Source organism: Escherichia sp. MOD1-EC6842 (assembly GCF_002965705.1).
GTDB classification, from domain to species: domain Bacteria; phylum Pseudomonadota; class Gammaproteobacteria; order Enterobacterales; family Enterobacteriaceae; genus Escherichia; species Escherichia ruysiae.
In genome coordinates this window covers 108,931-131,384 of sequence record NZ_PTRF01000009.1, presented here as the reverse complement: position 1 = coordinate 131,384, position 22,454 = coordinate 108,931, and the positions used below count along the sequence as shown (strand labels likewise).

General features: G+C 52.5%; 19 protein-coding genes. 14 read left to right on the top strand and 5 right to left on the bottom strand.

From position 1 onward, the window contains the following. Positions 1-151 precede the first annotated feature (151 nt). Positions 152-1,291 carry a 3-phenylpropionate MFS transporter gene (locus A7Z29_RS12965; protein ID WP_000244207.1) on the top strand — a complete coding sequence of 380 codons (1,140 nt, stop codon included), beginning with the start codon at positions 152-154 and terminating at the stop codon, positions 1,289-1,291. Here the strand turns inward: A7Z29_RS12965 and csiE are convergent, their stop codons facing one another. From csiE to suhB, 3 genes are all read right to left on the bottom strand, one after another. Continuing rightward, positions 1,292-2,566, bottom strand: coding sequence for a stationary phase inducible protein CsiE (csiE, locus tag A7Z29_RS12960; RefSeq protein WP_000983033.1), 1,275 nt, complete (start codon positions 2,564-2,566; stop codon positions 1,292-1,294). A gap of 174 nt (positions 2,567-2,740) precedes the next feature. Then, complete coding sequence (locus tag A7Z29_RS12955) at positions 2,741-3,601, bottom strand: alpha/beta hydrolase (RefSeq protein WP_001207720.1); 861 nt, start codon at positions 3,599-3,601, stop codon at positions 2,741-2,743. A 144-nt stretch (positions 3,602-3,745) separates the two neighbouring features. After that, the gene (gene suhB / locus A7Z29_RS12950) at positions 3,746-4,549 is read right to left on the bottom strand and encodes an inositol-1-monophosphatase (protein WP_000553455.1); all 804 of its coding nucleotides are present in this window, start codon (positions 4,547-4,549) and stop codon (positions 3,746-3,748) included. Between the two features lie 118 nt (positions 4,550-4,667). Between suhB and trmJ the strand changes: the two genes are divergently transcribed. The 11 genes from trmJ to sseB all read left to right on the top strand — a co-directional run bounded on the left by trmJ (position 4,668) and on the right by sseB (position 13,661). Beyond that, entirely contained in the window at positions 4,668-5,408 is a 741-nt protein-coding gene (gene trmJ, locus A7Z29_RS12945; protein ID WP_000940019.1) for a tRNA (cytosine(32)/uridine(32)-2'-O)-methyltransferase TrmJ, read from the top strand. A gap of 270 nt (positions 5,409-5,678) precedes the next feature. Continuing rightward, positions 5,679-6,167, top strand: a complete 489-nt coding sequence (iscR, locus tag A7Z29_RS12940) for a Fe-S cluster assembly transcriptional regulator IscR (RefSeq protein WP_001241355.1) — start codon at positions 5,679-5,681, stop codon at positions 6,165-6,167. A gap of 240 nt (positions 6,168-6,407) precedes the next feature. Continuing rightward, on the top strand, positions 6,408-7,622 hold the full coding sequence (gene iscS, locus A7Z29_RS12935; RefSeq protein WP_001295373.1) for a cysteine desulfurase: 1,215 nt from the start codon (positions 6,408-6,410) through the stop codon (positions 7,620-7,622). 27 nt (positions 7,623-7,649) lie between these two features. Then, positions 7,650-8,036, top strand: a complete 387-nt coding sequence (iscU, locus tag A7Z29_RS12930) for a Fe-S cluster assembly scaffold IscU (protein ID WP_000331707.1) — start codon at positions 7,650-7,652, stop codon at positions 8,034-8,036. 16 nt (positions 8,037-8,052) lie between these two features. Beyond that, positions 8,053-8,376: an iron-sulfur cluster assembly protein IscA gene (gene iscA / locus A7Z29_RS12925; protein ID WP_000028953.1), complete on the top strand. Its 324-nt coding sequence runs from the start codon at positions 8,053-8,055 to the stop codon at positions 8,374-8,376. Positions 8,377-8,471: 95 nt separating this feature from the next. After that, positions 8,472-8,987: a co-chaperone HscB gene (gene hscB / locus A7Z29_RS12920; RefSeq protein ID WP_000384413.1), complete on the top strand. Its 516-nt coding sequence runs from the start codon at positions 8,472-8,474 to the stop codon at positions 8,985-8,987. 16 nt (positions 8,988-9,003) lie between these two features. Beyond that, on the top strand, positions 9,004-10,854 hold the full coding sequence (gene hscA, locus A7Z29_RS12915) for a Fe-S protein assembly chaperone HscA (RefSeq protein WP_001196584.1): 1,851 nt from the start codon (positions 9,004-9,006) through the stop codon (positions 10,852-10,854). Position 10,855: 1 nt separating this feature from the next. Then, a complete protein-coding gene (gene fdx / locus A7Z29_RS12910) occupies positions 10,856-11,191 on the top strand; it encodes an ISC system 2Fe-2S type ferredoxin (protein ID WP_001124469.1) in 336 nt (111 codons plus the stop codon). Between the two features lie 11 nt (positions 11,192-11,202). Continuing rightward, positions 11,203-11,403: a Fe-S cluster assembly protein IscX gene (gene iscX / locus A7Z29_RS12905; protein ID WP_000523619.1), complete on the top strand. Its 201-nt coding sequence runs from the start codon at positions 11,203-11,205 to the stop codon at positions 11,401-11,403. 57 nt (positions 11,404-11,460) lie between these two features. Continuing rightward, positions 11,461-12,744 (top strand): aminopeptidase PepB, encoded by a 1,284-nt coding sequence (pepB, locus tag A7Z29_RS12900; protein ID WP_032225961.1) that lies wholly within the window; start codon positions 11,461-11,463, stop codon positions 12,742-12,744. Between the two features lie 140 nt (positions 12,745-12,884). After that, entirely contained in the window at positions 12,885-13,661 is a 777-nt protein-coding gene (gene sseB, locus A7Z29_RS12895; RefSeq protein WP_032225987.1) for an enhanced serine sensitivity protein SseB, read from the top strand. A gap of 31 nt (positions 13,662-13,692) precedes the next feature. Here the strand turns inward: sseB and timP are convergent, their stop codons facing one another. Next, positions 13,693-13,818, bottom strand: coding sequence for a small toxic inner membrane protein TimP (gene timP, locus A7Z29_RS23750; RefSeq protein WP_249940739.1), 126 nt, complete (start codon positions 13,816-13,818; stop codon positions 13,693-13,695). Between the two features lie 180 nt (positions 13,819-13,998). Continuing rightward, positions 13,999-14,844, bottom strand: a complete 846-nt coding sequence (sseA, locus tag A7Z29_RS12890) for a 3-mercaptopyruvate sulfurtransferase (RefSeq protein WP_000108600.1) — start codon at positions 14,842-14,844, stop codon at positions 13,999-14,001. A 205-nt stretch (positions 14,845-15,049) separates the two neighbouring features. Between sseA and yfhM the strand changes: the two genes are divergently transcribed. Further along, a complete protein-coding gene (gene yfhM / locus A7Z29_RS12885; protein WP_105290335.1) occupies positions 15,050-20,011 on the top strand; it encodes an alpha2-macroglobulin in 4,962 nt (1,653 codons plus the stop codon). After that, positions 20,012-22,324: a peptidoglycan glycosyltransferase PbpC gene (pbpC, locus tag A7Z29_RS12880; protein WP_105290334.1), complete on the top strand. Its 2,313-nt coding sequence runs from the start codon at positions 20,012-20,014 to the stop codon at positions 22,322-22,324. Positions 22,325-22,454: the final 130 nt, after the last annotated feature.

Sequence of the window (22,454 nt, the reverse complement as noted above, 5' to 3'; positions counted from 1 at the left end):
AGCGCATTTTCTGTAGGTGATATTTTGTTAGCGGTATTAACGATAATTTTTTCCAGAATGGTGTACTGGAAGTGGCCCTGATTTTCTTATTTTTCAACTTGCAACAACATTCGATTAACCTCAGACTTACGCCTCCTGACGGGAGGGACTCATGGTTTTGCAATCCACGCGCTGGCTGGCGCTCGGTTATTTCACATACTTTTTTAGCTACGGTATTTTTCTACCTTTCTGGAGCGTCTGGCTTAAGGGGATTGGCTTAACGCCAGAAACTATCGGCCTGTTGTTGGGGGCAGGGCTGGTTGCCCGTTTTCTCGGTAGTTTGCTCATCGCGCCCCGCGTCAGCGATCCTTCTCGCCTGATTTCTGCACTTCGTGTACTGGCGTTGTTGACACTGCTGTTCGCCGTCGCCTTCTGGGCTGGCGCACATGTGGCGTGGCTGATGCTTGTGATGGTCGGTTTTAACCTCTTTTTCTCACCGCTGGTGCCGTTAACTGACGCGCTGGCGAATACCTGGCAAAAGCAGTTTCCGCTTGATTACGGCAAAGTGCGACTTTGGGGCTCAGTGGCGTTTGTCATTGGTTCGGCGCTGACGGGCAAACTGGTCAGCGTGTTTGATTATCGGGTGATTCTCGCGATGTTGACGCTGGGCGTGGCATCCATGCTACTTGGTTTTCTGATTCGCCCGACCATTCAACCGCAAGGGGAGAGCCGCCAGCAGGAGAGCACGGGGTGGCCGGCCTGGCTGGCGCTGGTTCGCCAGAACTGGCGCTTTCTGGCCTGCGTTTGTCTATTGCAGGGGGCGCACGCAGCATATTACGGTTTTAGCGCCATATACTGGCAGGCGGCGGGTTACTCGGCTTCGGCGGTGGGCTATTTATGGTCGCTTGGTGTGGTGGCGGAAGTCATTATCTTTGCGCTGAGTAACAAACTTTTCCGTCGCTGTAGCGCCCGCGATATGTTGTTGATTTCGGCGATTTGCGGGGTAGTACGTTGGGGCATTATGGGGGCAAGCACTGAGCTACCGTGGCTGATAGTGGTGCAAATTCTGCATTGCGGCACCTTTACCGTGTGCCACCTGGCCGCCATGCGCTACATTGCCGCTCGTCAGGGAAGCGAGGTTATCCGTTTACAGGCGGTTTATTCTGCCGTCGCGATGGGCGGCAGTATCGCTATCATGACCGTTTTCGCCGGTTTCCTGTATCAATATCTCGGACATGGCGTGTTTTGGGTGATGGCGCTGGTGGCGCTTCCGGCAATTTTTTTGCGCCCGAAAGTGGTTCCCTCATGCTGATTATTCCAGCATTTTACGGATCTGCTCCTGTTGGTGTGCGGTCAGGATCTGATTCGTATGAATCAGCGGCGGCGAAAAGAGCGGCAAAGGGATGGTATAAGGGGTAATAATCAGCACCGTATTTTTCGGGGCGCCATTTCGTAAAAATGTCTTCACCGATATATGCTTAATATTGAGTGGCAATAGTGTAAGTTCGCGCAATTGCTGCTCAATATTCGCTTCTCTTTCACTGTCATTGCCCGTCAACAAAATAATCTTTTTTTCGTTAATTTCATTTGCTTGCATCAGCCATGCGCCGAAAATCACCGCTACCAGGCCACTTTCCTCATCGGAAAAACGGACATTGTATTCATTTTCAAACCCGGTTAGCGCCGCGCGAGTTGTACGAACCAGGCGTGGGTAAAGTCGGCTGAACTCTTCTGGCAAGGTGTTATCAATACCGATGGCAAACAAACTACGACGTAATGCCTGAGCGAGATGAGTATAAAGCTGATCGCATAACCCCTGTTCATCATAGAAACGAACATTTCCCTGCTCACGAAAACGTTGTACCAAACGAACAATGGCCAGACGTAATTGCCGATCGCGCTGATGAGCATCCTGCAGCGGGTTGGGAACTTGCAACATGGAAAAGAGCAACGCCATAAACAACGGTTCATCTGGTGGAACAGGCTGGCGTGCCCGGCGTTGCCAGTGGCGACCAATTTCCTGTGCTACCTGAAACTCAAGACAGGACTCAGCCCATCGACGTTGCAGCGGGTTAAAATGTGGCGAGATCCCGGCGTGATGTTGTAGCAGGCAATATTGCAGATACAGGCACAGAAAATGAACATCACGTGCTTCAAAGCATTTTTGCAACCGTCGTGCACAGAGATTAACTAAAGCTTGCAGGTTGGTATCGTCGTAAAAGTTACGAGCAATCCCACGGCGCTTCAGTTCTTCCTTTAAGGCCGGAGTGAAACGGTTAGTGATGAATGATGGACATAAACGGAAACCGCGTCGTAGCCAGTGAAATAAACATAAACGTTGGTTAAGTACTGTACCTTCGACCCGGTAGCTACCGTCATAGCCAGTGGTGAGCGTGAGCTGGTGATAGCGGAGGATTTCCCGTCCTGTTTCGCTGATATCGCGAACCGCAATATTATCATCCACACCATTAAGCTCGCTGAGAGTGGCCGTGGTGGCGGTCAACCACGGCTGAAATAGTGTCAGCAAGATCTGGCAGCGGCGCTGGGGAGCAGAAAGGACAGATGGTGGAGCAAGTGTAGGCATCATCTGTAGATCTCCCATAAGCATAATTGATAAGAATAGCTAAAGTTTGCTTAGGGAAATGGTGAATGGAATGCTAATTATCAGAAATGCTGGCAGACATCACAGAATTTTTATCGATTTAAACCGATATGATCAGTTTAATACCATGTGTTAATGTGATTTATTGCTGTTTTATTCTTAGTGGGAATTCCCGGGATTCAATGCACTGAGAATAAAATCCACCATCTGCTCGCGGTAAACATCACCATGACGTTCCGAAAAGGCATCAATGTGTTCGCCGTCAGGGATTAGAATCAGGCGTTTTGGCTCTTTCGCCAGGCCATACAATTTTTCACTGTGCTGCCACGGGATAACATGATCGGCTTTACCGTGAATCAGTAAAAGCGGGATCGGGCTGACGCTGGCGATGTAATTTTCGCCGCTATAACTCTCATCAAGTAAATAGCCACTGCCAGGGATCATTTGGTTGGCGATGGTCGAATAAGAGGCAAACGTGGAGTCGAGGATCACCGCACGTATGCCCTCACGTTCTCCCTGACCAATAACATCCAGAATATTTGCCCCGCCAATACTCTGCCCGAACAGCACCAGCCGTTGTGGGTTTACATCACTGCGATGGCGCACCACGCTGATGGCGCTTAGCGTATCGTCCAGTAATCCAGCCTGGGACGGCGTGCCTTTTGATTTACCAAACCCGCGATAGTCAAACATAAAAACATTGAAATTGCGCTCGGGTAACCAACTGACCAGCGGCCAGTGGGCGGACATGTTTCCGGCATTGCCGTGAGCATGAATGATGGTTGCGATGGCGTTGTCAGCGGAACCCGTCGAAGAGGGGATAAACCAGCCTTGCAGACGAGTACCGTCCTTAGCCGTAAATTCGACGGATTCTGCAGACCAGGGTTCAGGGCCGTAAATTTTGTCGTCAGGATAATAGAAGAAGTTGATGGCTACGCGTGGTACTAAATAAATACAGAAGGCAACAACAAAGAGGATAAACAGAATTTTGAGAACGCGTTTGTTCACGGGCAGTGCCATAACCTTTCCTTGCGACTTCTTTATAATCCATTAATCGGCGGAAGATGGTGGGAGAGTGGCGAAAGAAAGTAAAGTGGTGAGGAAGTATTTCGGAATAGCGCCTGAAAGGCGAGGGCGGGTGAGTGATACCACCCGCCAGAGTCATTAACGCTTCAGAGCGTCGCTTAACTCGTCACGCATATTTGACAGCATGGCTTTTACTACGCGCGGGTTACCTGCAACGATGTTACCGGTCAGCATGTAGTTATGACCACCGGTGAAATCGCTAACGATCCCGCCTGCTTCACGAACCAGCAGTTCGCCTGCGGCGAAGTCCCACGGGCGCAGACCAATTTCGAAGAAACCGTCAACGCGACCAGCGGCTACGTAAGCCAGATCCAGCGCCGCAGAACCGGTACGACGGAAGTCAGCGCATTCGCTAAACAGTTTGCCAACGATATTGATGTAGGTGGTTGCGTACTGTTTCGCTTTGAAAGGGAAGCCGGTTGCCAGAATAGTACCGTCGAGATCGCGAGCGGTGCTGCCGCGCAGACGATAGCCGTTTAACTGTGCGCCCTGACCGCGAGTCGCGGTGAACAGTTCGTTACGCATAGGATCATAAACCACAGCAACTTCGGTGCGGCCTTTGATACGAACAGCGATAGATACCGCGAAGTGCGGCAGACGTTTGATAAAGTTGGTGGTGCCATCCAGTGGATCGATAACCCATTGAACATCCTGATCAGTACCCTCAAGTTCACCGCTTTCTTCGGTGATGATGGTGTGCTGTGGGTAAGATTTACGAATCGTGTCGATAATCACCGCTTCGGCAGCTTTATCTACGTTGGTCACGAAATCGTTACTGCCTTTCTGGCTCGCTTCTACAGCGTCCGGGGTTTCATAGTTTTTGGCAATTAAATTACCCGCCTTGCGCGCTGCGCGCACGGCGATGTTCAGCATCGGATGCATCGGTCTCTCTCACTGGATGTTAAAGAACGGGAAAACGGCGCAGAGTATAGCAGCGAGATCGGCATCTGTCTTCGTTTTATGATAAGATGCGCAAATAATCTTTAGACGAAGAAAGACAATGCTGCAAAATATTCGAATTGTGCTGGTGGAGACGTCACACACCGGCAATATGGGTTCCGTTGCCCGTGCCATGAAAACAATGGGATTAACCAATCTGTGGTTGGTTAATCCACTGGTGAAACCTGACTCTCAGGCCATCGCGCTGGCAGCGGGTGCCAGTGATGTGATTGGTAATGCTCACATCGTCGATACGCTCGACGAAGCGTTAGCCGGTTGTAGCCTGGTGGTTGGCACCAGCGCACGTTCCCGCACGCTGCCGTGGCCGATGCTCGACCCGCGCGAATGTGGTCTGAAAAGCGTCGCTGAAGCGGCAAATACGCCGGTGGCGCTGGTTTTTGGTCGCGAGCGTGTCGGTTTGACCAATGAAGAGTTGCAGAAATGCCATTATCATGTCGCCATTGCCGCGAACCCGGAATACAGTTCGCTGAACCTGGCGATGGCGGTTCAGGTTATCGCCTATGAAGTGCGTATGGCCTGGCTGGCGACTCAGGAAAACGGTGAGCAAGTTGAGCATGAAGAGACGCCGTATCCGCTGGTCGATGATCTGGAGCGTTTTTATGGTCATCTGGAACAAACGCTGTTGGCAACTGGTTTTATCCGTGAAAACCATCCGGGACAGGTGATGAATAAGCTGCGCCGTCTGTTTACCCGTGCGCGCCCGGAGAGTCAGGAGTTGAATATCCTGCGCGGGATTCTGGCTTCTATTGAGCAGCAGAATAAAGGTAACAAGGCCGAATAACAGCCGTCGCCTGATGCGACGTTTAACGCGTCTTATCAGTCCTGGAAGTGTACAGAACCGTAGGTCGGATAAGGCGTTCACGCCGCATCCGACAATGGGTACAAATACCGCGATAGTAAAATGGCACTGAAGGTTAAATACCTGACTAAATCAGTCAAGTAAATAGTTGACCAAATTACTCGGGAATGTCAGACTTGACCCTGCTATGCAATACCCCCACTTTTACAATAAAAAACCCCGGGCAGGGGCGAGTTTGAGGTGAAGTAAGACATGAGACTGACATCTAAAGGGCGCTATGCTGTGACCGCAATGCTGGACGTTGCGCTCAACTCCGAAGCAGGCCCGGTACCGTTGGCTGATATTTCCGAACGTCAGGGAATTTCCCTTTCTTATCTGGAACAACTGTTTTCCCGTCTGCGTAAAAATGGTCTGGTTTCCAGCGTACGTGGACCAGGCGGTGGTTATCTGTTAGGCAAAGATGCCAGCAGCATCGCCGTTGGCGAAGTGATTAGCGCCGTTGACGAATCTGTAGATGCTACCCGTTGTCAGGGTAAAGGCGGCTGCCAGGGCGGCGATAAATGCCTGACCCACGCGCTGTGGCGTGATTTGAGCGACCGTCTCACCGGTTTTCTCAACAACATTACTTTAGGCGAACTGGTTAATAACCAGGAAGTGCTGGATGTGTCTGGTCGTCAGCATACTCACGACGCGCCACGCAGCCGCACACAAGACGCGATCGACGTTAAGTTACGCGCTTAATTTAACCGTCCTGTTTCGTGTTGCATCTGCGTTGACTGCACATACTCACTCCGGTCACTTACTTATGTAAGCTCCCGGAGATTCGTAAGTTTGTCAACTTGCTGAAACCCGAAACAGTTAGGTTAAAGATAACAAGATATTAGAATCAGGCCGGGGCGTATCGCGCTCCGTAAACACGGTCGTACATCCAGCCGGTAGCCTGATTCCTTGCATTGAGTGATGTACGGAGTTTATAGAGCAATGAAATTACCGATTTATCTCGACTACTCCGCAACCACGCCGGTGGATCCGCGTGTTGCCGAGAAAATGATGCAGTTTATGACGATGGACGGAACCTTTGGTAACCCGGCCTCCCGTTCTCACCGTTTCGGCTGGCAGGCTGAAGAAGCCGTAGATATCGCCCGTAATCAGATTGCCGATCTGGTCGGCGCTGACCCGCGTGAAATCGTCTTTACCTCTGGTGCAACCGAATCTGACAACCTGGCGATCAAAGGTGCAGCCAACTTTTATCAGAAAAAAGGCAAGCACATCATCACCAGCAAAACCGAACATAAAGCGGTACTGGATACCTGCCGTCAGCTGGAGCGCGAAGGTTTCGAAGTCACCTACCTGGCACCGCAGCGTAACGGCATTATCGACCTGAAAGAACTCGAAGCGGCGATGCGTGACGACACTATTCTCGTTTCCATCATGCACGTAAATAACGAAATCGGCGTGGTGCAGGATATCGCGGCTATCGGCGAAATGTGCCGTGCTCGTGGCATTATCTATCACGTTGATGCAACCCAGAGCGTAGGTAAACTGCCTATCGATCTGAGCCAGTTGAAAGTTGACCTGATGTCTTTCTCCGGCCACAAAATCTACGGCCCGAAAGGTATCGGTGCGCTGTATGTGCGTCGTAAACCGCGTGTACGCATCGAAGCGCAAATGCACGGCGGTGGTCACGAGCGTGGTATGCGTTCCGGTACACTGCCTGTTCATCAGATCGTCGGTATGGGCGAAGCCTATCGCATCGCAAAAGAAGAGATGGCGACCGAGATGGAACGTCTGCGCGGTCTGCGTAACCGTCTGTGGAACGGCATCAAAGATATCGAAGAAGTTTACCTGAACGGTGACCTGGAACACGGCGCGCCGAACATTCTCAATGTCAGCTTTAACTACGTTGAAGGTGAGTCGCTGATTATGGCGCTGAAAGACCTCGCGGTTTCTTCAGGGTCCGCCTGTACGTCGGCAAGCCTCGAACCGTCCTACGTGCTGCGCGCGCTGGGGCTGAACGACGAGCTGGCACATAGCTCTATCCGTTTCTCTTTAGGTCGTTTTACTACTGAAGAAGAGATCGACTACACCATCGAGTTAGTTCGTAAATCCATCGGTCGTCTGCGTGACCTTTCTCCGCTGTGGGAAATGTACAAGCAGGGCGTGGATCTGAACAGCATCGAATGGGCTCATCATTAATCGGTATCGGAATCAGGAGAATTTATAATGGCTTACAGCGAAAAAGTTATCGACCATTACGAGAATCCGCGTAACGTGGGTTCCTTTGACAACAACGACGAGAACGTGGGCAGCGGCATGGTGGGTGCACCGGCCTGTGGCGACGTGATGAAGTTGCAGATTAAAGTCAACGATGAAGGTATCATTGAGGACGCGCGTTTTAAAACTTATGGCTGCGGTTCCGCTATCGCTTCCAGCTCCCTGGTCACCGAATGGGTGAAAGGGAAGTCTCTCGACGAAGCACAGGCGATCAAAAACACCGATATTGCTGAAGAACTTGAACTGCCGCCGGTGAAAATTCACTGTTCTATTCTGGCAGAAGACGCGATCAAAGCCGCCATTGCGGACTATAAAAGCAAACGTGAAGCAAAATAAGAGTTGAGGTTTGGTTATGTCGATTACACTGAGCGACAGTGCAGCAGCGCGAGTAAATACCTTTCTGGCTAACCGTGGTAAAGGGTTTGGCCTGCGTCTGGGCGTGAGAACCTCCGGGTGTTCAGGTATGGCTTATGTACTGGAATTTGTTGACGAACCGACGCCGGAAGACATCGTGTTTGAAGACAAAGGCGTGAAAGTTGTGGTCGATGGCAAAAGCCTGCAATTTCTGGACGGTACGCAACTGGACTTCGTAAAAGAAGGCCTGAACGAAGGGTTTAAATTCACCAACCCGAACGTAAAAGATGAATGTGGTTGCGGCGAAAGCTTCCACGTCTGATGCGCATACCGATAACCCCACCGTGGTCGCCTGCGCGTGGGGTTTGTTTTACCTGATTCGCCGCCATCGCGGCGGATCGCAGCCCTGAGAATGTTATGGATTACTTCACCCTCTTTGGCTTGCCTGCCCGTTATCAACTCGATACCCAGGCACTGAGCCTGCGTTTTCAGGATCTACAACGTCAGTATCATCCTGATAAATTCGCCAGCGGAAGCCAGGCGGAACAACTCGCCGCCGTACAGCAATCCGCAACCATTAACCAGGCATGGCAAACGCTGCGTCATCCATTGATGCGGGCAGAATACCTGCTTTCATTGCACGGTTTTGATCTCGCCAGCGAGCAGCATACTGTGCGCGACACCGCGTTCCTGATGGAACAGTTGGAACTGCGTGAAGAACTGGACGAGATCGAACAGGCGAAAGACGAAGCGCGGCTGGAAAGCTTTATCAAACGCGTTAAAAAGATGTTTGATACGCGCCATCAGTTGATGGTTGAACAGTTAGACAACGAGACGTGGGACGCGGCGGCGGATACCGTGCGTAAGCTGCGTTTTCTCGATAAACTGCGAAGCAGTGCCGAACAACTCGAAGAAAAACTGCTCGATTTTTAATTTCTGGAAGCTAAACATGGCCTTATTACAAATTAGTGAACCTGGTTTGAGTGCTGCGCCGCATCAGCGTCGTCTGGCGGCTGGTATCGACCTGGGCACAACCAACTCGCTGGTGGCGACAGTACGCAGCGGTCAGGCCGAAACGTTAGCCGACCATGAAGGCCGTCACCTGCTGCCGTCTGTTGTTCACTATCAACAGCAAGGGCATTCGGTGGGTTATGACGCGCGTACTAACGCAGCGTGTGACACCGCCAACACCATTAGTTCTGTTAAACGCCTGATGGGGCGCTCGCTGGCTGATATCCAGCAACGCTATCCACATCTGCCTTATCAATTCCAGGCCAGCGAAAACGGCCTGCCGATGATTGAAACGGCGGCGGGGCTGCTGAACCCGGTGCGCGTTTCTGCGGACATCCTCAAAGCACTGGCGGCGCGGGCAACTGAAGCCCTGGCAGGCGAGCTGGACGGTGTAGTTATCACCGTTCCGGCGTACTTTGACGATGCCCAGCGTCAGGGCACCAAAGACGCGGCGCGTCTGGCAGGGTTGCATGTTCTGCGCTTACTTAACGAACCGACCGCTGCGGCTATCGCCTACGGGCTGGATTCCGGTCAGGAAGGCGTGATCGCCGTTTATGACCTTGGCGGCGGGACGTTTGATATTTCCATTCTGCGCTTAAGTCGCGGCGTGTTTGAAGTGCTGGCGACCGGCGGTGATTCCGCGCTCGGCGGCGATGATTTCGACCATCTGCTGGCGGATTACATTCGCGAGCAAGCGGGCATTCCTGATCGTAGCGATAACCGCGTTCAGCGTGAACTGCTGGATGCCGCCATTGCAGCCAAAATCGCGCTGAGCGATGCGGACTCTGTGACCGTTAACGTCGCGGGCTGGCAGGGCGAAATCAGCCGTGAACAATTCAACGAACTGATCGCACCGCTGGTAAAACGTACCTTGTTGGCCTGTCGTCGGGCACTGAAAGATGCAGGTGTTGAAGCTGATGAAGTGCTGGAAGTGGTGATGGTTGGCGGTTCTACTCGCGTGCCGCTGGTGCGTGAACGGGTAGGCGAATTTTTCGGTCGTCCGCCGCTGACTTCCATCGATCCGGATAAAGTCGTCGCCATTGGTGCGGCGATTCAGGCGGATATTCTGGTGGGTAACAAGCCGGATAGCGAAATGCTGCTGCTCGACGTAATTCCACTGTCGCTGGGGCTTGAAACCATGGGCGGCCTGGTGGAGAAAGTGATCCCGCGTAATACCACTATTCCGGTGGCTCGCGCACAGGATTTCACCACCTTTAAAGATGGCCAGACCGCGATGTCTATCCATGTGATGCAGGGTGAGCGTGAACTGGTGCAGGACTGCCGTTCACTGGCGCGTTTTGCGCTGCGTGGTATCCCGGCGTTACCGGCTGGCGGCGCGCATATTCGCGTGACTTTCCAGGTCGATGCCGACGGTCTTTTAAGCGTGACGGCGATGGAGAAATCGACCGGCGTTGAGGCGTCTATTCAGGTCAAACCGTCTTATGGTCTGACCGACAGTGAAATCGCCTCGATGATCAAAGACTCAATGAGCTATGCCGAGCAGGACGTAAAGGCCCGTATGCTGGCAGAACAAAAAGTCGAAGCGGCGCGCGTGCTGGAAAGCCTGAACGGCGCGCTGGCTGCTGATGCCGCGCTGTTAAGCGCCGCAGAGCGTCAGGTCATTGACGATGCTGCCGCTCACCTGAGTGAAGTGGCGCAGGGCGATGACGTTGACGCCATCGAACAAGCGATTAAAAACGTAGACAAACAAACCCAGGATTTCGCCGCTCGCCGCATGGACCAGTCGGTTCGTCGTGCGCTGAAAGGCCATTCCGTGGACGAGGTTTAATATGCCAAAGATTGTTATTTTGCCTCATCAGGATCTCTGCCCTGATGGCGCTGTTCTGGAAGCGAATAGCGGTGAAACTATTCTTGATGCTGCGTTGCGTAACGGTATCGAGATTGAACACGCCTGTGAAAAATCCTGCGCTTGCACCACCTGCCACTGCATCGTTCGTGAAGGTTTTGACTCGCTGCCGGAAAGTTCTGAGCAGGAAGACGACATGCTGGACAAAGCCTGGGGACTGGAGCCGGAAAGCCGTTTAAGCTGCCAGGCGCGTGTCACTGACGAAGATTTAGTGGTCGAAATTCCGCGTTACACTATCAACCATGCGCGTGAGCATTAACAGAGGTTAGTATGGGACTTAAGTGGACCGATAGCCGCGAAATTGGCGAAGCACTGTACGATGCGTATCCCGATCTCGACCCGAAAACGGTTCGATTCACCGATATGCATCAGTGGATTTGCGAGCTGGAAGATTTCGACGACGACCCGCAGGCATCTAACGAGAAAATCCTCGAAGCGATTTTGTTAGTCTGGCTGGACGAAGCTGAGTGAATAAACGGGCTGCCTGGGGTAGCCCGTTTTGCTGTTAAACAAATAAGGATAACTAAAATGACAGAAGCGATGAAAATTACCCTCTCTACCCAACCTGCCGACGCGCGCTGGGGAGAAAAAGCGACTTACAGCATTAATAATGATGGCATTACCCTGCATTTGAACGGGGCTGACGATCCGGGCCTTATCCAACGTGCAGCGCGCAAAATTGACGGTCTGGGCATCAAACATGTTCAGCTAAGCGGTGAAGGCTGGGATGCGGATCGTTGTTGGGCATTCTGGCAAGGTTACAAAGCTCCGAAAGGCACGCGTAAAGTAGAGTGGCCGGATCTGGACGATGCCCAACGCCAGGAACTGGATAACCGCCTGATGATCATCGATTGGGTGCGTGACACCATCAACGCACCGGCGGAAGAACTGGGGCCATCACAACTGGCACAGCGTGCTGTTGATCTGATCAGCAACGTCGCAGGCGATCGTGTGACTTATCGGATCACCAAAGGCGAAGATCTACGCGAACAAGGCTATATGGGGCTGCACACCGTCGGACGCGGTTCAGAACGTTCGCCGGTATTGCTGGCGCTGGATTACAACCCGACTGGCGATAAAGAAGCGCCGGTGTACGCGTGCCTGGTAGGCAAGGGCATCACCTTTGATTCCGGTGGCTACAGCATCAAACAAACCGCGTTTATGGACTCAATGAAGTCAGACATGGGCGGTGCGGCAACGGTTTCTGGGGCACTGGCATTTGCCATTACGCGTGGTCTGAACAAGCGTGTGAAACTGTTCCTCTGTTGTGCGGATAACCTGATCAGCGGCAACGCGTTCAAGCTGGGCGATATCATTACCTATCGCAACGGTAAAAAAGTCGAAGTAATGAACACCGATGCGGAAGGGCGCCTGGTGCTGGCAGATGGCCTGATTGACGCCAGTGCGCAGAAACCGGAACTGATTATTGATGCCGCGACCCTGACCGGAGCGGCGAAAACCGCGCTGGGTAATGATTATCACGCGCTGTTCAGTTTCGACGATGCGCTTGCCGCTCGCTTGCTGGCGAGTGCCTCACAAGAGAACGAACCGTTCTGGCGTCTGCCGTTGGCAGAATTCCACCGCAGCCAGTTGCCGTCAAACTTTGCTGAACTGAACAATACCGGCAGCGCGGCGTATCCGGCAGGTGCAAGCACGGCGGCGGGCTTCCTGTCGCACTTTGTTGAGAACTATCAGCAAGGTTGGTTGCATATCGACTGCTCGGCGACTTACCGTAAAGCACCGGTTGAACAGTGGTCTGCTGGCGCAACAGGGCTGGGTGTACGCACGATTGCTAATCTGTTAACGGCGTAATCGTTTATGCCGGATGCGGCGTAAACGCCTTATCCGGCCTACAAAATACCGAAAATTCAATAAATTGTGATGCCTTGTAGGCCTGATAAGCGTAGCGCATCAGGCATTTTTGCCCCGAACGTTGAATGATTGTGGTTCTTATGTCCGAAATTAAAAACGAACTTGAAGACCTGCTGGAAAAAGCAGCAACCGAACCGGCACACCGCCCGGCTTTTTTCCGTACTCTACTGGAATCCACCGTCTGGGTGCCAGGTACAGCGGCGCAGGGCGAGGCTGTGGTGGAAGATAGCGCGCTTGATTTACAACATTGGGAAAAAGAAGACGGCACCAGCGTCATTCCTTTTTTCACCTCGTTAGAAGCACTTCAACAGGCGGTTGACGGCGAACAGGCATTTGTCGTAATGCCCGTTCGCACGCTGTTTGAGATGACCCTTGGTGAAACGCTCTTTCTCAATGCCAAACTGCCTACCGGTAAAGAATTTATGCCGCGTGAAATCAGTTTGTTGATCGGTGAAGAAGGGAATCCGCTGAGCAGTCAGGAAGTACTGGAAGGTGGTGAATCGCTGATATTATCGGAAGTCGCAGAGCCGCCAGCACAAATGATTGATTCACTCACTACCTTATTTAAAACCATTAAGCCGGTGAAGCGCGCTTTCATTTGTTCAATTAAAGAGAGCGAAGAGGCACAGCCTAATTTGCTTATTGGCATTGAAGCCGATGGTGATATCGAAGAAATTATTCAGGCGGCGGGAAGTGTAGCGACCGATACATTACCTGGCGATGAACCTATTGATATTTGCCAGGTGAAAAAAGGGGAAAAAGGAATTAGCCACTTTATTACCGAACATATTGCGCCATTCTATGAACGTCGCTGGGGTGGATTTCTGCGTGATTTTAAACAGAATCGGATAATCTAAAATATGCCGCCCAAAAGGGCGGCATTCGGGCTTACTTGCTGCTCTGAAGGATGTTAGCCACCAGTAAATTATTACCAGAGAGACTCCGGTTATTATTTACTTCGGAAAACAGCGCACCAGAAACAATAAGTACGATACAAAAGCACCGTATCTTCATTGTGCGGTCCATGCGAAGACCGCATCACGACAGCACCACTGGCGATATTGCCGCGATAGCAAGCACTGTGGGGTGCCTGCGTTGCTCCGGCAACACAAGTCAACCTGCTGGAAAGGCCGCGAACCAGACCAGCAACAAAAAACCGCCAAATTCGGCGGTTTTTTGTTGCCTGTAAAAAGCTTATTTCACTGGTTCTACTGGTAAATCTGCTCGCGCGCCCCATTCACTCCATGCGCCGTCGTACAGTTTCACGTTTGGCACATCCAGCGTAGCAAGTGCCAGCAACACAACGGCGGCCGTTACACCAGAGCCGCAGCTGACAATAATCGGTTTGTCATAGCTGATACCGTAACCAAAAAATATCGCATCGAGTTCATCTGTCGTCTTCAGTTCACCTTCACGCACCAGATCCGTCCAGGGAACATTTAGCGCACCAGGAATATGCCCGCGACGTAAACCAGGGCGAGGTTCATCAATTTCAGCGTTAAAACGCGCAGCTGGACGGGCATCAATAATTTGTGCCGTTTTTTCATGGCTTGCCAGCAATACATCGGTTACTTTCACCACGGCTTCCGGGTTAAAGGCGGTGTTAAACTCTCCTTCTGGCAGTTCTACTTCGCCTTCTTCTAACAGCAGGTCATCACGCTGCCAGCCCGCCAGTCCACCACCAAGAATCGACACTTTCTCCACGCCAAAGGTGCGCAGCATCCACCATGCTCGCGGGGCTGAGAAAAGATTACCTTCGTCATAGACAATCAGATGTTTGTCCTGATTAACACCTAACTCACGCATCGCTACGGCGAACGTTTCCGGGCGCGGCAGCATGTGCGGAAACGGGGAGGTGTGATCGGAAAGAGCTTCGATATCGAAAAATACTGCGCCGGGGATATGCCCATTGAGATACTCCTGGGCAACGTTACGATCTTCCTGTCCGGGCGGTGCCATGCGGGCATCAATAATCTGAATTTCAGGATCATCAATATGTTCGGCGAGCCAGTCGGCTCCTACAAACCATGTCGTGGACATAGGCATCTCCATTTTTGCCGGGGTAGGCTAAATTGTCGGACGTTTAGTGAAAAGCGACAAGCAAAAGAGGCTGATTTGGCTGCCTGAGCCACATTTATCACCAAAATTCAGATTCTGTGGACGTGATACTGAATTACATAACGCTAATTCTCACGCATAATAATTATTCGACGTTGCTAACGGGCCATTGTGGCAGGGATGATAAATGAAAAAGTTACGCATAGCCGCCTGCATGTTAATGCTGGCGCTGGCAGGGTGCGACAACAACGATAACGCGCCAACAGCGGTGAAAAAAGATACCCCTTCTGAAGCTGCTAAAGGTACATCTTCGGAAAACGCGAGTTCTGCAAAACTCTCTGCACCGGAGAGGCAAAAGCTGGCACAACAGAGTGCCGGTAAGACACTGACATTGCTTGATCTCTCTGAGGTTCAACTCGATGGTGCAGCCACGCTGGTGCTGACTTTCTCTATCCCCCTCGACCCGGATCAGGATTTCTCGCGTGTTGTTCATGTCGTCGATAAAAAGAGCGGTAAAGTGGATGGTGCCTGGGAGCTGTCAGATAATCTTAAAGAGCTGCGTTTACGCCACCTCGAACCTAAACGTGATTTGATCGTGACTATTGGGCAGGAAATGAAGGCGCTCAATAACGCAACCTTCAGTAAAGATTACGAAAAAACGATCACCACCCGCGATATTCAACCCAGCGTCGGTTTTGCCAGCCGTGGTTCACTGCTGCCTGGAAAAGTCGTTGAAGGGCTGCCGGTAATGGCGCTCAACGTTAATAATGTCGATGTTAACTTCTTCCGCGTTAAGCCAGAATCTCTACCAGCATTCATTAGCCAATGGGAATACCGCAATTCGCTGGCGAACTGGCAGTCAGACAAACTCCTGCAGATGGCGGATCTGGTCTACACCGGACGGTTTGATCTCAATCCTGCGCGTAACACCCGTGAAAAATTATTGCTGCCGCTGGGCGATATCAAACCGCTTCAGCAGGCGGGCGTGTATCTTGCTGTGATGAATCAGGCTGGACGTTACGATTACAGTAATCCCGCGACGCTGTTTACGTTAAGTGATATCGGCATTTCAGCTCACCGTTATCACAATCGTCTGGATATCTTTACCCAAAGTCTGGAAAACGGCGCGGCCCAGCAAGGAATAGAAGTCTCTTTATTAAATGAGAAAGGGCAGATTCTGACTCAGGCGACCAGTAATGCACAGGGTCATGTACAGCTGGAAAACGATAAAAACGCGGCATTACTGCTGGCGCGTAAAGACGGTCAGACAACGCTGCTCGATTTAAAACTTCCGGCGCTGGACTTAGCGGAATTTAACATTGCTGGTGCACCGGGTTATAGCAAACAGTTCTTTATGTTTGGCCCGCGCGATCTTTATCGCCCGGGTGAAACAGTAATCCTCAACGGCTTACTGCGTGATGCAGACGGTAAAGCTCTGCCGGATCAACCCATCAAGTTAGACGTGATTAAACCTGACGGGCAGGTACTGCGTAGTGTCGTTAGTCAGCCGGAGAATGGCCTCTATCACTTTACCTGGCAACTGGATAGCAGTGCGGCAACCGGCATGTGGCATATTCGCGCTAACACTGGCGATAACCAGTATCGGATGTGGGATTTCCACGTCGAAGATTTTATGCCAGAGCGCATGGCGTTGAATCTGACTGGCGAGAAAACCCCGTTAGCGTCGAAAGATGAAGTGAAATTCTCCGTAGTGGGTTACTACCTTTATGGTGCGCCCGCGAACGGCAATACATTACAAGGGCAGCTTTTCCTGCGCCCTCTGCGTGAAGCGGTTTCTGCATTACCCGGCTTCGAATTTGGCGATATCGCTGCCGAAAACCTTTCCCGCACGCTGGATGAAGTTCAGTTGACGCTGGATGATAAAGGGCGCGGCGAAGTATCTACAGAAAGCCAGTGGAAGGAAACGCATTCCCCATTGCAGGTTATTCTCCAGGGGAGTTTGCTGGAATCGGGTGGTCGCCCGGTGACGCGCCGTGCTGAACAGGCTATTTGGCCTGCCGATGCATTGCCGGGGATCCGCCCGCAGTTCGCCTCGAAATCGGTTTACAATTACCGTACTGACACGACTGTAAAACAACCCATTGTTGATGAAGGCAGCAACGCCGCTTTTGATATCGTTTATAGCGATGCGCAGGGCGTGAAAAAAGCCGTGTCGGGCTTGCAGGTGCGTCTGATTCGCGAACGCCGTGATTACTTCTGGAACTGGTCAGAAGATGAAGGCTGGCAGTCTCAGTTTGATCAAAAAGATCTGATCGAAAATGAACAAACGCTGGATCTTCAGGCGGATGAAACCGGTAAGGTCAGTTTTCCGGTAGAGTGGGGCGCTTATCGTCTGGAAGTCAAAGCGCCGAATGAAGCGGTCAGTAGTGTGCGTTTCTGGGCTGGCTATAGCTGGCAGGACAACAGCGACGGTGGCGGTGCGGTGCGTCCAGATCGCGTCACGATGAAACTGGATAAAGCCAGTTATCGCCCTGGCGATACCATTAAGTTGCATATTGCCGCGCCAACGGCGGGTAAAGGCTACGCGATGGTTGAGTCCAGTGAAGGGCCGCTGTGGTGGCAAGAGATTGATGTTCCGGCACAAGGGCTGGATCTGACGATTCCGGTCGATAAAACCTGGAATCGTCATGATCTTTATTTGAGTACGCTGGTGGTGCGTCCTGGCGATAAATCTCGCTCCGCGACGCCAAAACGTGCGGTTGGTGTGTTGCATTTGCCGCTTGGCGATGAAAACCGTCGTCTTGATCTGGCGCTGGAAACACCGGCAAAAATGCGCCCCAATCAGCCATTAACTGTGAAAATCAAAGCCAGCAATAAAAATGGTGAGATGCCAAAACAGGTGAATGTGCTGGTGTCTGCCGTTGATAGCGGTGTGTTGAATATTACTGATTACGTTACGCCAGATCCGTGGCAGGGGTTCTTCGGTCAGAAACGCTATGGCGCAGACATATACGATATTTACGGTCAGGTCATTGAAGGACAGGGACGCCTGGCAGCACTGCGTTTTGGTGGCGATGGCGATGAACTGAAACGTGGTGGTAAGCCACCGGTCAATCACGTCAATATTGTCGCGCAACAGGCACAGCCGGTAACGCTCAACGAACAGGGCGAAGGTACGGTTACACTGCCGATTGGCGATTTTAACGGTGAATTGCGCGTCATGGCGCAAGCCTGGACGGCAGATGACTTCGGCAGCAACGAAAGCAAAGTGATTGTTGCTGCACCGGTGATAGCCGAACTGAACATGCCGCGCTTTATGGCGAGTGGCGACACTTCGCGTCTGACGCTGGATATCACTAATCTTACTGATAAACCGCAAAAAATGAACGTTGCCCTGACCGCCAGCGGCTTGGTTGAACTGGTAAGCGATTCACCCGCACCTGTTGAATTAGCGCCAGGCGTGCGAACCACGCTGTTTATCCCGGTGCGAGCATTGCCGGGTTATGGCGATGGTGAAATTCAGGCGACTATCAGTGGCCTGAATTTGCCAGGAGAAACCGTTGCCGATCAGCATAAGCAGTGGAAAATTGGCGTCCGTCCGGCATTCCCGGCACAAACAGTCAATTATGGTACGGTGTTGCAGCCTGGTGAAACATGGGCGATTCCGGCTGGCGGACTGCAAAACTTCTCGCCTGTTACGCTGGAAGGGCAATTGTTGTTGAGCGGCAAGCCACCTCTGAACATCGCACGTTATATCAAAGAGTTAAAAGCATATCCGTACGGCTGTCTGGAGCAAACCACTAGCGGTCTGTTCCCGTCGCTCTATACCAATGCAGCCCAGCTACAGGCGTTGGGCATCAAAGGCGACAGTGATGATAAACGCCGTGCGGCAGTTGATATTGGCATTTCCCGCTTGCTGCAAATGCAACGCGATAATGGCGGTTTTGCGCTATGGGATAAATACAGCGACGAAGAGTACTGGCTGACGGCTTATGTGATGGATTTCCTGGTTCGCGCAGGTGAGCAGGGTTACAGCGTGCCGGCAGAAGCCATTAACCGGGGGAATGAGCGTCTGCTGCGCTATTTACAAGATCCGGGCATGATGTCGATCCCGTATGCCGATAATCTCAAAGCCAGTAAATTCGCCGTACAGTCTTACGCTGCGCTGGTACTGGCTCGTCAGCAAAAGGCACCGCTGGGTGCGCTGCGTGAAATCTGGGAGCGTCGTGCAGATGCCGCTTCTGGTTTACCGCTACTGCAACTTGGCATTGCGCTGAAAACCATGGGTGATGCGACGCGGAGTGTAGACGCAATTGCGCTGGCGCTGAAAACGCCGCGTAATAATGATGAGCGGATATGGCTTGGCGATTACGGTAGCCCACTGCGCGACAACGCGTTGATGCTCTCCTTACTGGAAGAGAACAAACTGCTGCCAGATGAGCAGAACACCTTGCTGAATACACTTTCGCAGCAGGTGTTTGGTGAACGCTGGCTATCAACTCAGGAAAGTAACGCGTTGTTCCTGGCTGCCCGTTCGATACAGGATTTACCGGGTAAATGGCAGGCGCAAACCTCTTTCTCTGCCGAGCCGCTGACTGGCGAGAAAGCGCAAAACAGCAATCTGCATAGCGATCAACTTGCCACCTTGCAGGTGACCAACAGTGGCGACCAGCCGTTATGGCTGCGTGTGGATGCCAGCGGTTATCCGCAATCCGCACCTTTACCTGCGAGTAATGTGCTGCAAATCGAGCGCCATATTCTTGGTACTGACGGTAAGAGCAAATCGCTGGACTCGTTACGTAGCGGTGATTTGGTACTGGTCTGGTTGCAGGTAAAAGCCAGTAACAGCGTGCCAGATGCGCTGGTGGTTGATTTGCTGCCAGCGGGTCTGGAGCTGGAAAACCAGAACCTGGCTAACGGCAACGCCAGTCTGGAGCAAAGTGGTAGCGAAGTGCAAAACCTGCTTAATCAAATGCAGCAGGCGAGCATTAAGCACATTGAGTTTCGTGATGATCGCTTTGTGGCGGCGGTTGCCGTTGATGAATACCAGCCGGTTACACTGGTATATCTGGCGCGGGCGGTGACGCCGGGAACGTATCAGGTGCCGCAGCCGATGGTGGAATCGATGTATGTTCCTCAATGGCGGGCGACCGGCGCGGCTGAAGATCTGTTGATTGTCAGACCGTAAATGCCTCGTCTGGTAAGTAAACGCGGCTGCTGGATAACGCTGGCAGCCGCGCCCTTTATTATCATTCTGGCGGCGTGGGGAGCAGATAAACTCTGGCCTCTGCCGCTGCATGAAGTCAATCCCGCACGTGTGGTCGTGGCGCAGGATGGTACGCCGCTCTGGCGTTTCGCCGATGCTGACGGTATCTGGCGTTATCCCGTGACTATCGAAGATGTTTCTCCGCGTTACCTTGAAGCACTGATCAATTACGAAGATCGCTGGTTCTGGAAGCATCCAGGCGTAAACCCGTTCTCGGTGGCGCGCGCTGCCTGGCAGGATCTGACTTCTGGTCGAGTTATCTCCGGCGGGAGCACGCTCACTATGCAGGTTGCTCGTCTGCTTGATCCTCACCCCAAAACGTTTGGCGGTAAAATTCGCCAGCTCTGGCGCGCGTTTCAACTGGAATGGCATCTGTCTAAACGTGACATTCTGACCCTGTATCTTAACCGCGCTCCGTTTGGCGGTACGTTGCAGGGGATAGGTGCGGCAAGCTGGGCTTACCTCGGAAAAGCGCCTGCGAATTTAAGCTATTCCGAGGCGGCGATGCTGGCTGTGTTGCCGCAAGCACCCAGCCGTCTTCGTCCGGATCGCTGGCCGGAGCGTGCCGAAGCCGCGCGTAATAAAGTGCTCGAACGGATGGCTGCGCAAGGTGTGTGGTCCCGTGAGCAGGTAAAAGAGTCAAGGGAAGAACCCATCTGGCTGGCACCCCGACAAATGCCGCAACTGGCACCGCTGTTTTCGCGCATGATGCTCGGTAAAAGCAAAAGCGACAAAATCGTTACTACGCTGAATGCCGGTCTTCAACGACGTCTGGAAGAACTGGCGCAAAACTGGAAAGGACGATTACCACCGCGCAGCTCACTGGCGATGATCGTGGTTGATCATACCGATATGCGTGTTCGCGGCTGGGTGGGATCGGTTGATCTCAACGATGATTCACGCTTTGGTCATGTCGATATGGTCAATGCGATCCGATCGCCAGGATCGGTGCTCAAACCGTTTGTTTATGGACTGGCGCTGGATGAAGGCTTGATCCACCCGGCATCACTGTTGCAAGACGTCCCCCGGCGCACCGGTGATTACCGACCAGGTAACTTTGATAGCGGTTTTCATGGCCCGATCAGCATGAGTGAGGCGCTGGTGCGATCGCTGAACTTACCTGCCGTGCAGGTGCTGGAAGCCTATGGCCCGAAACGGTTTGCGGCAAAATTACGCAATGTTGGATTGCCGTTGTACCTGCCCAACGGTGCTGCGCCGAACCTTTCGCTGATCCTCGGCGGCGCAGGTGCAAAACTGGAAGATATGGCGGCAGCGTATACCGCGTTTGCTCGCCACGGCAAGGCAGGCAAATTGCGCTTACAGCCTGACGATCCCCTGCTTGAACGCCCCTTAATGTCGCCGGGCGCCGCGTGGATCATTCGCCGGATCATGGCTGATGAAGCGCAGCCCCTGCCGGACGGCGCCTTGCCGCGCGTTGTACCACTGGCGTGGAAAACAGGAACCAGTTATGGCTATCGCGATGCATGGGCGATAGGTGTAAATGCTCGCTATGTGATAGGAATATGGACTGGCAGGCCGGATGGCACGCCCGTTGTCGGTCAGTTTGGTTTTGCCAGCGCCGTACCGTTGATGAATCAGGTCAATAATATCTTACTGTCACGCAGTGCAAATCTGCCGGAAGATCCGCGCCCGAACTCCGTCACTCGTGGTGTTATCTGTTGGCCAGGTGGGCAGTCTTTGCCCGTGGGTGACAGTAATTGCCGTCGTCGTCTGGCAACCTGGTTATTGGATGGAAGCCAGCCGCCAACCCTGTTACTGCCAGAGCAAGAAGGGATTAATGGCATCCGCTTTCCCATCTGGCTGGATGAAAATGGCAAACGCGTCGCCGCCGATTGCCCACAGGCGCGACAAGAAATGATGAATGTCTGGCCACTACCGCTGGAACCCTGGCTGCCCGCATCGGAACGCCGTGCCGCACGCTTGCCAGCGGTCTCGACAATTTGCCCACCGTATGGTCACGACGCCCAACTCCCGCTGCAACTGACTGGCATCCGTGATGGCGCCATTATCAAGCGTTTACCTGGTGCGGCGGAAGCGACTTTGCCGGTGCAATCCAGCGGTGGTGCCGGAGAACGCTGGTGGTTTCTGAATGGCGAACCGTTAGCTGAACGTGGGCGCAGTGTGACTCTGCATTTAACGGAAAAAGGCAATTATCAATTGCTGGTAATGGATGAAGTGGGGCAGGTAGCGACAGTGAGATTTGTTATGCAATAGTCTGTTTTCACCATGTTTGTTGCTTAAACTAGGTTTATTTTAAAAAAATGTTACCTTCGTCAATGGTCAACGGCTCTGTTGCTCATTATAATCCGCGCCATCTCGTACGCTGGTACAGACAACAACAGAA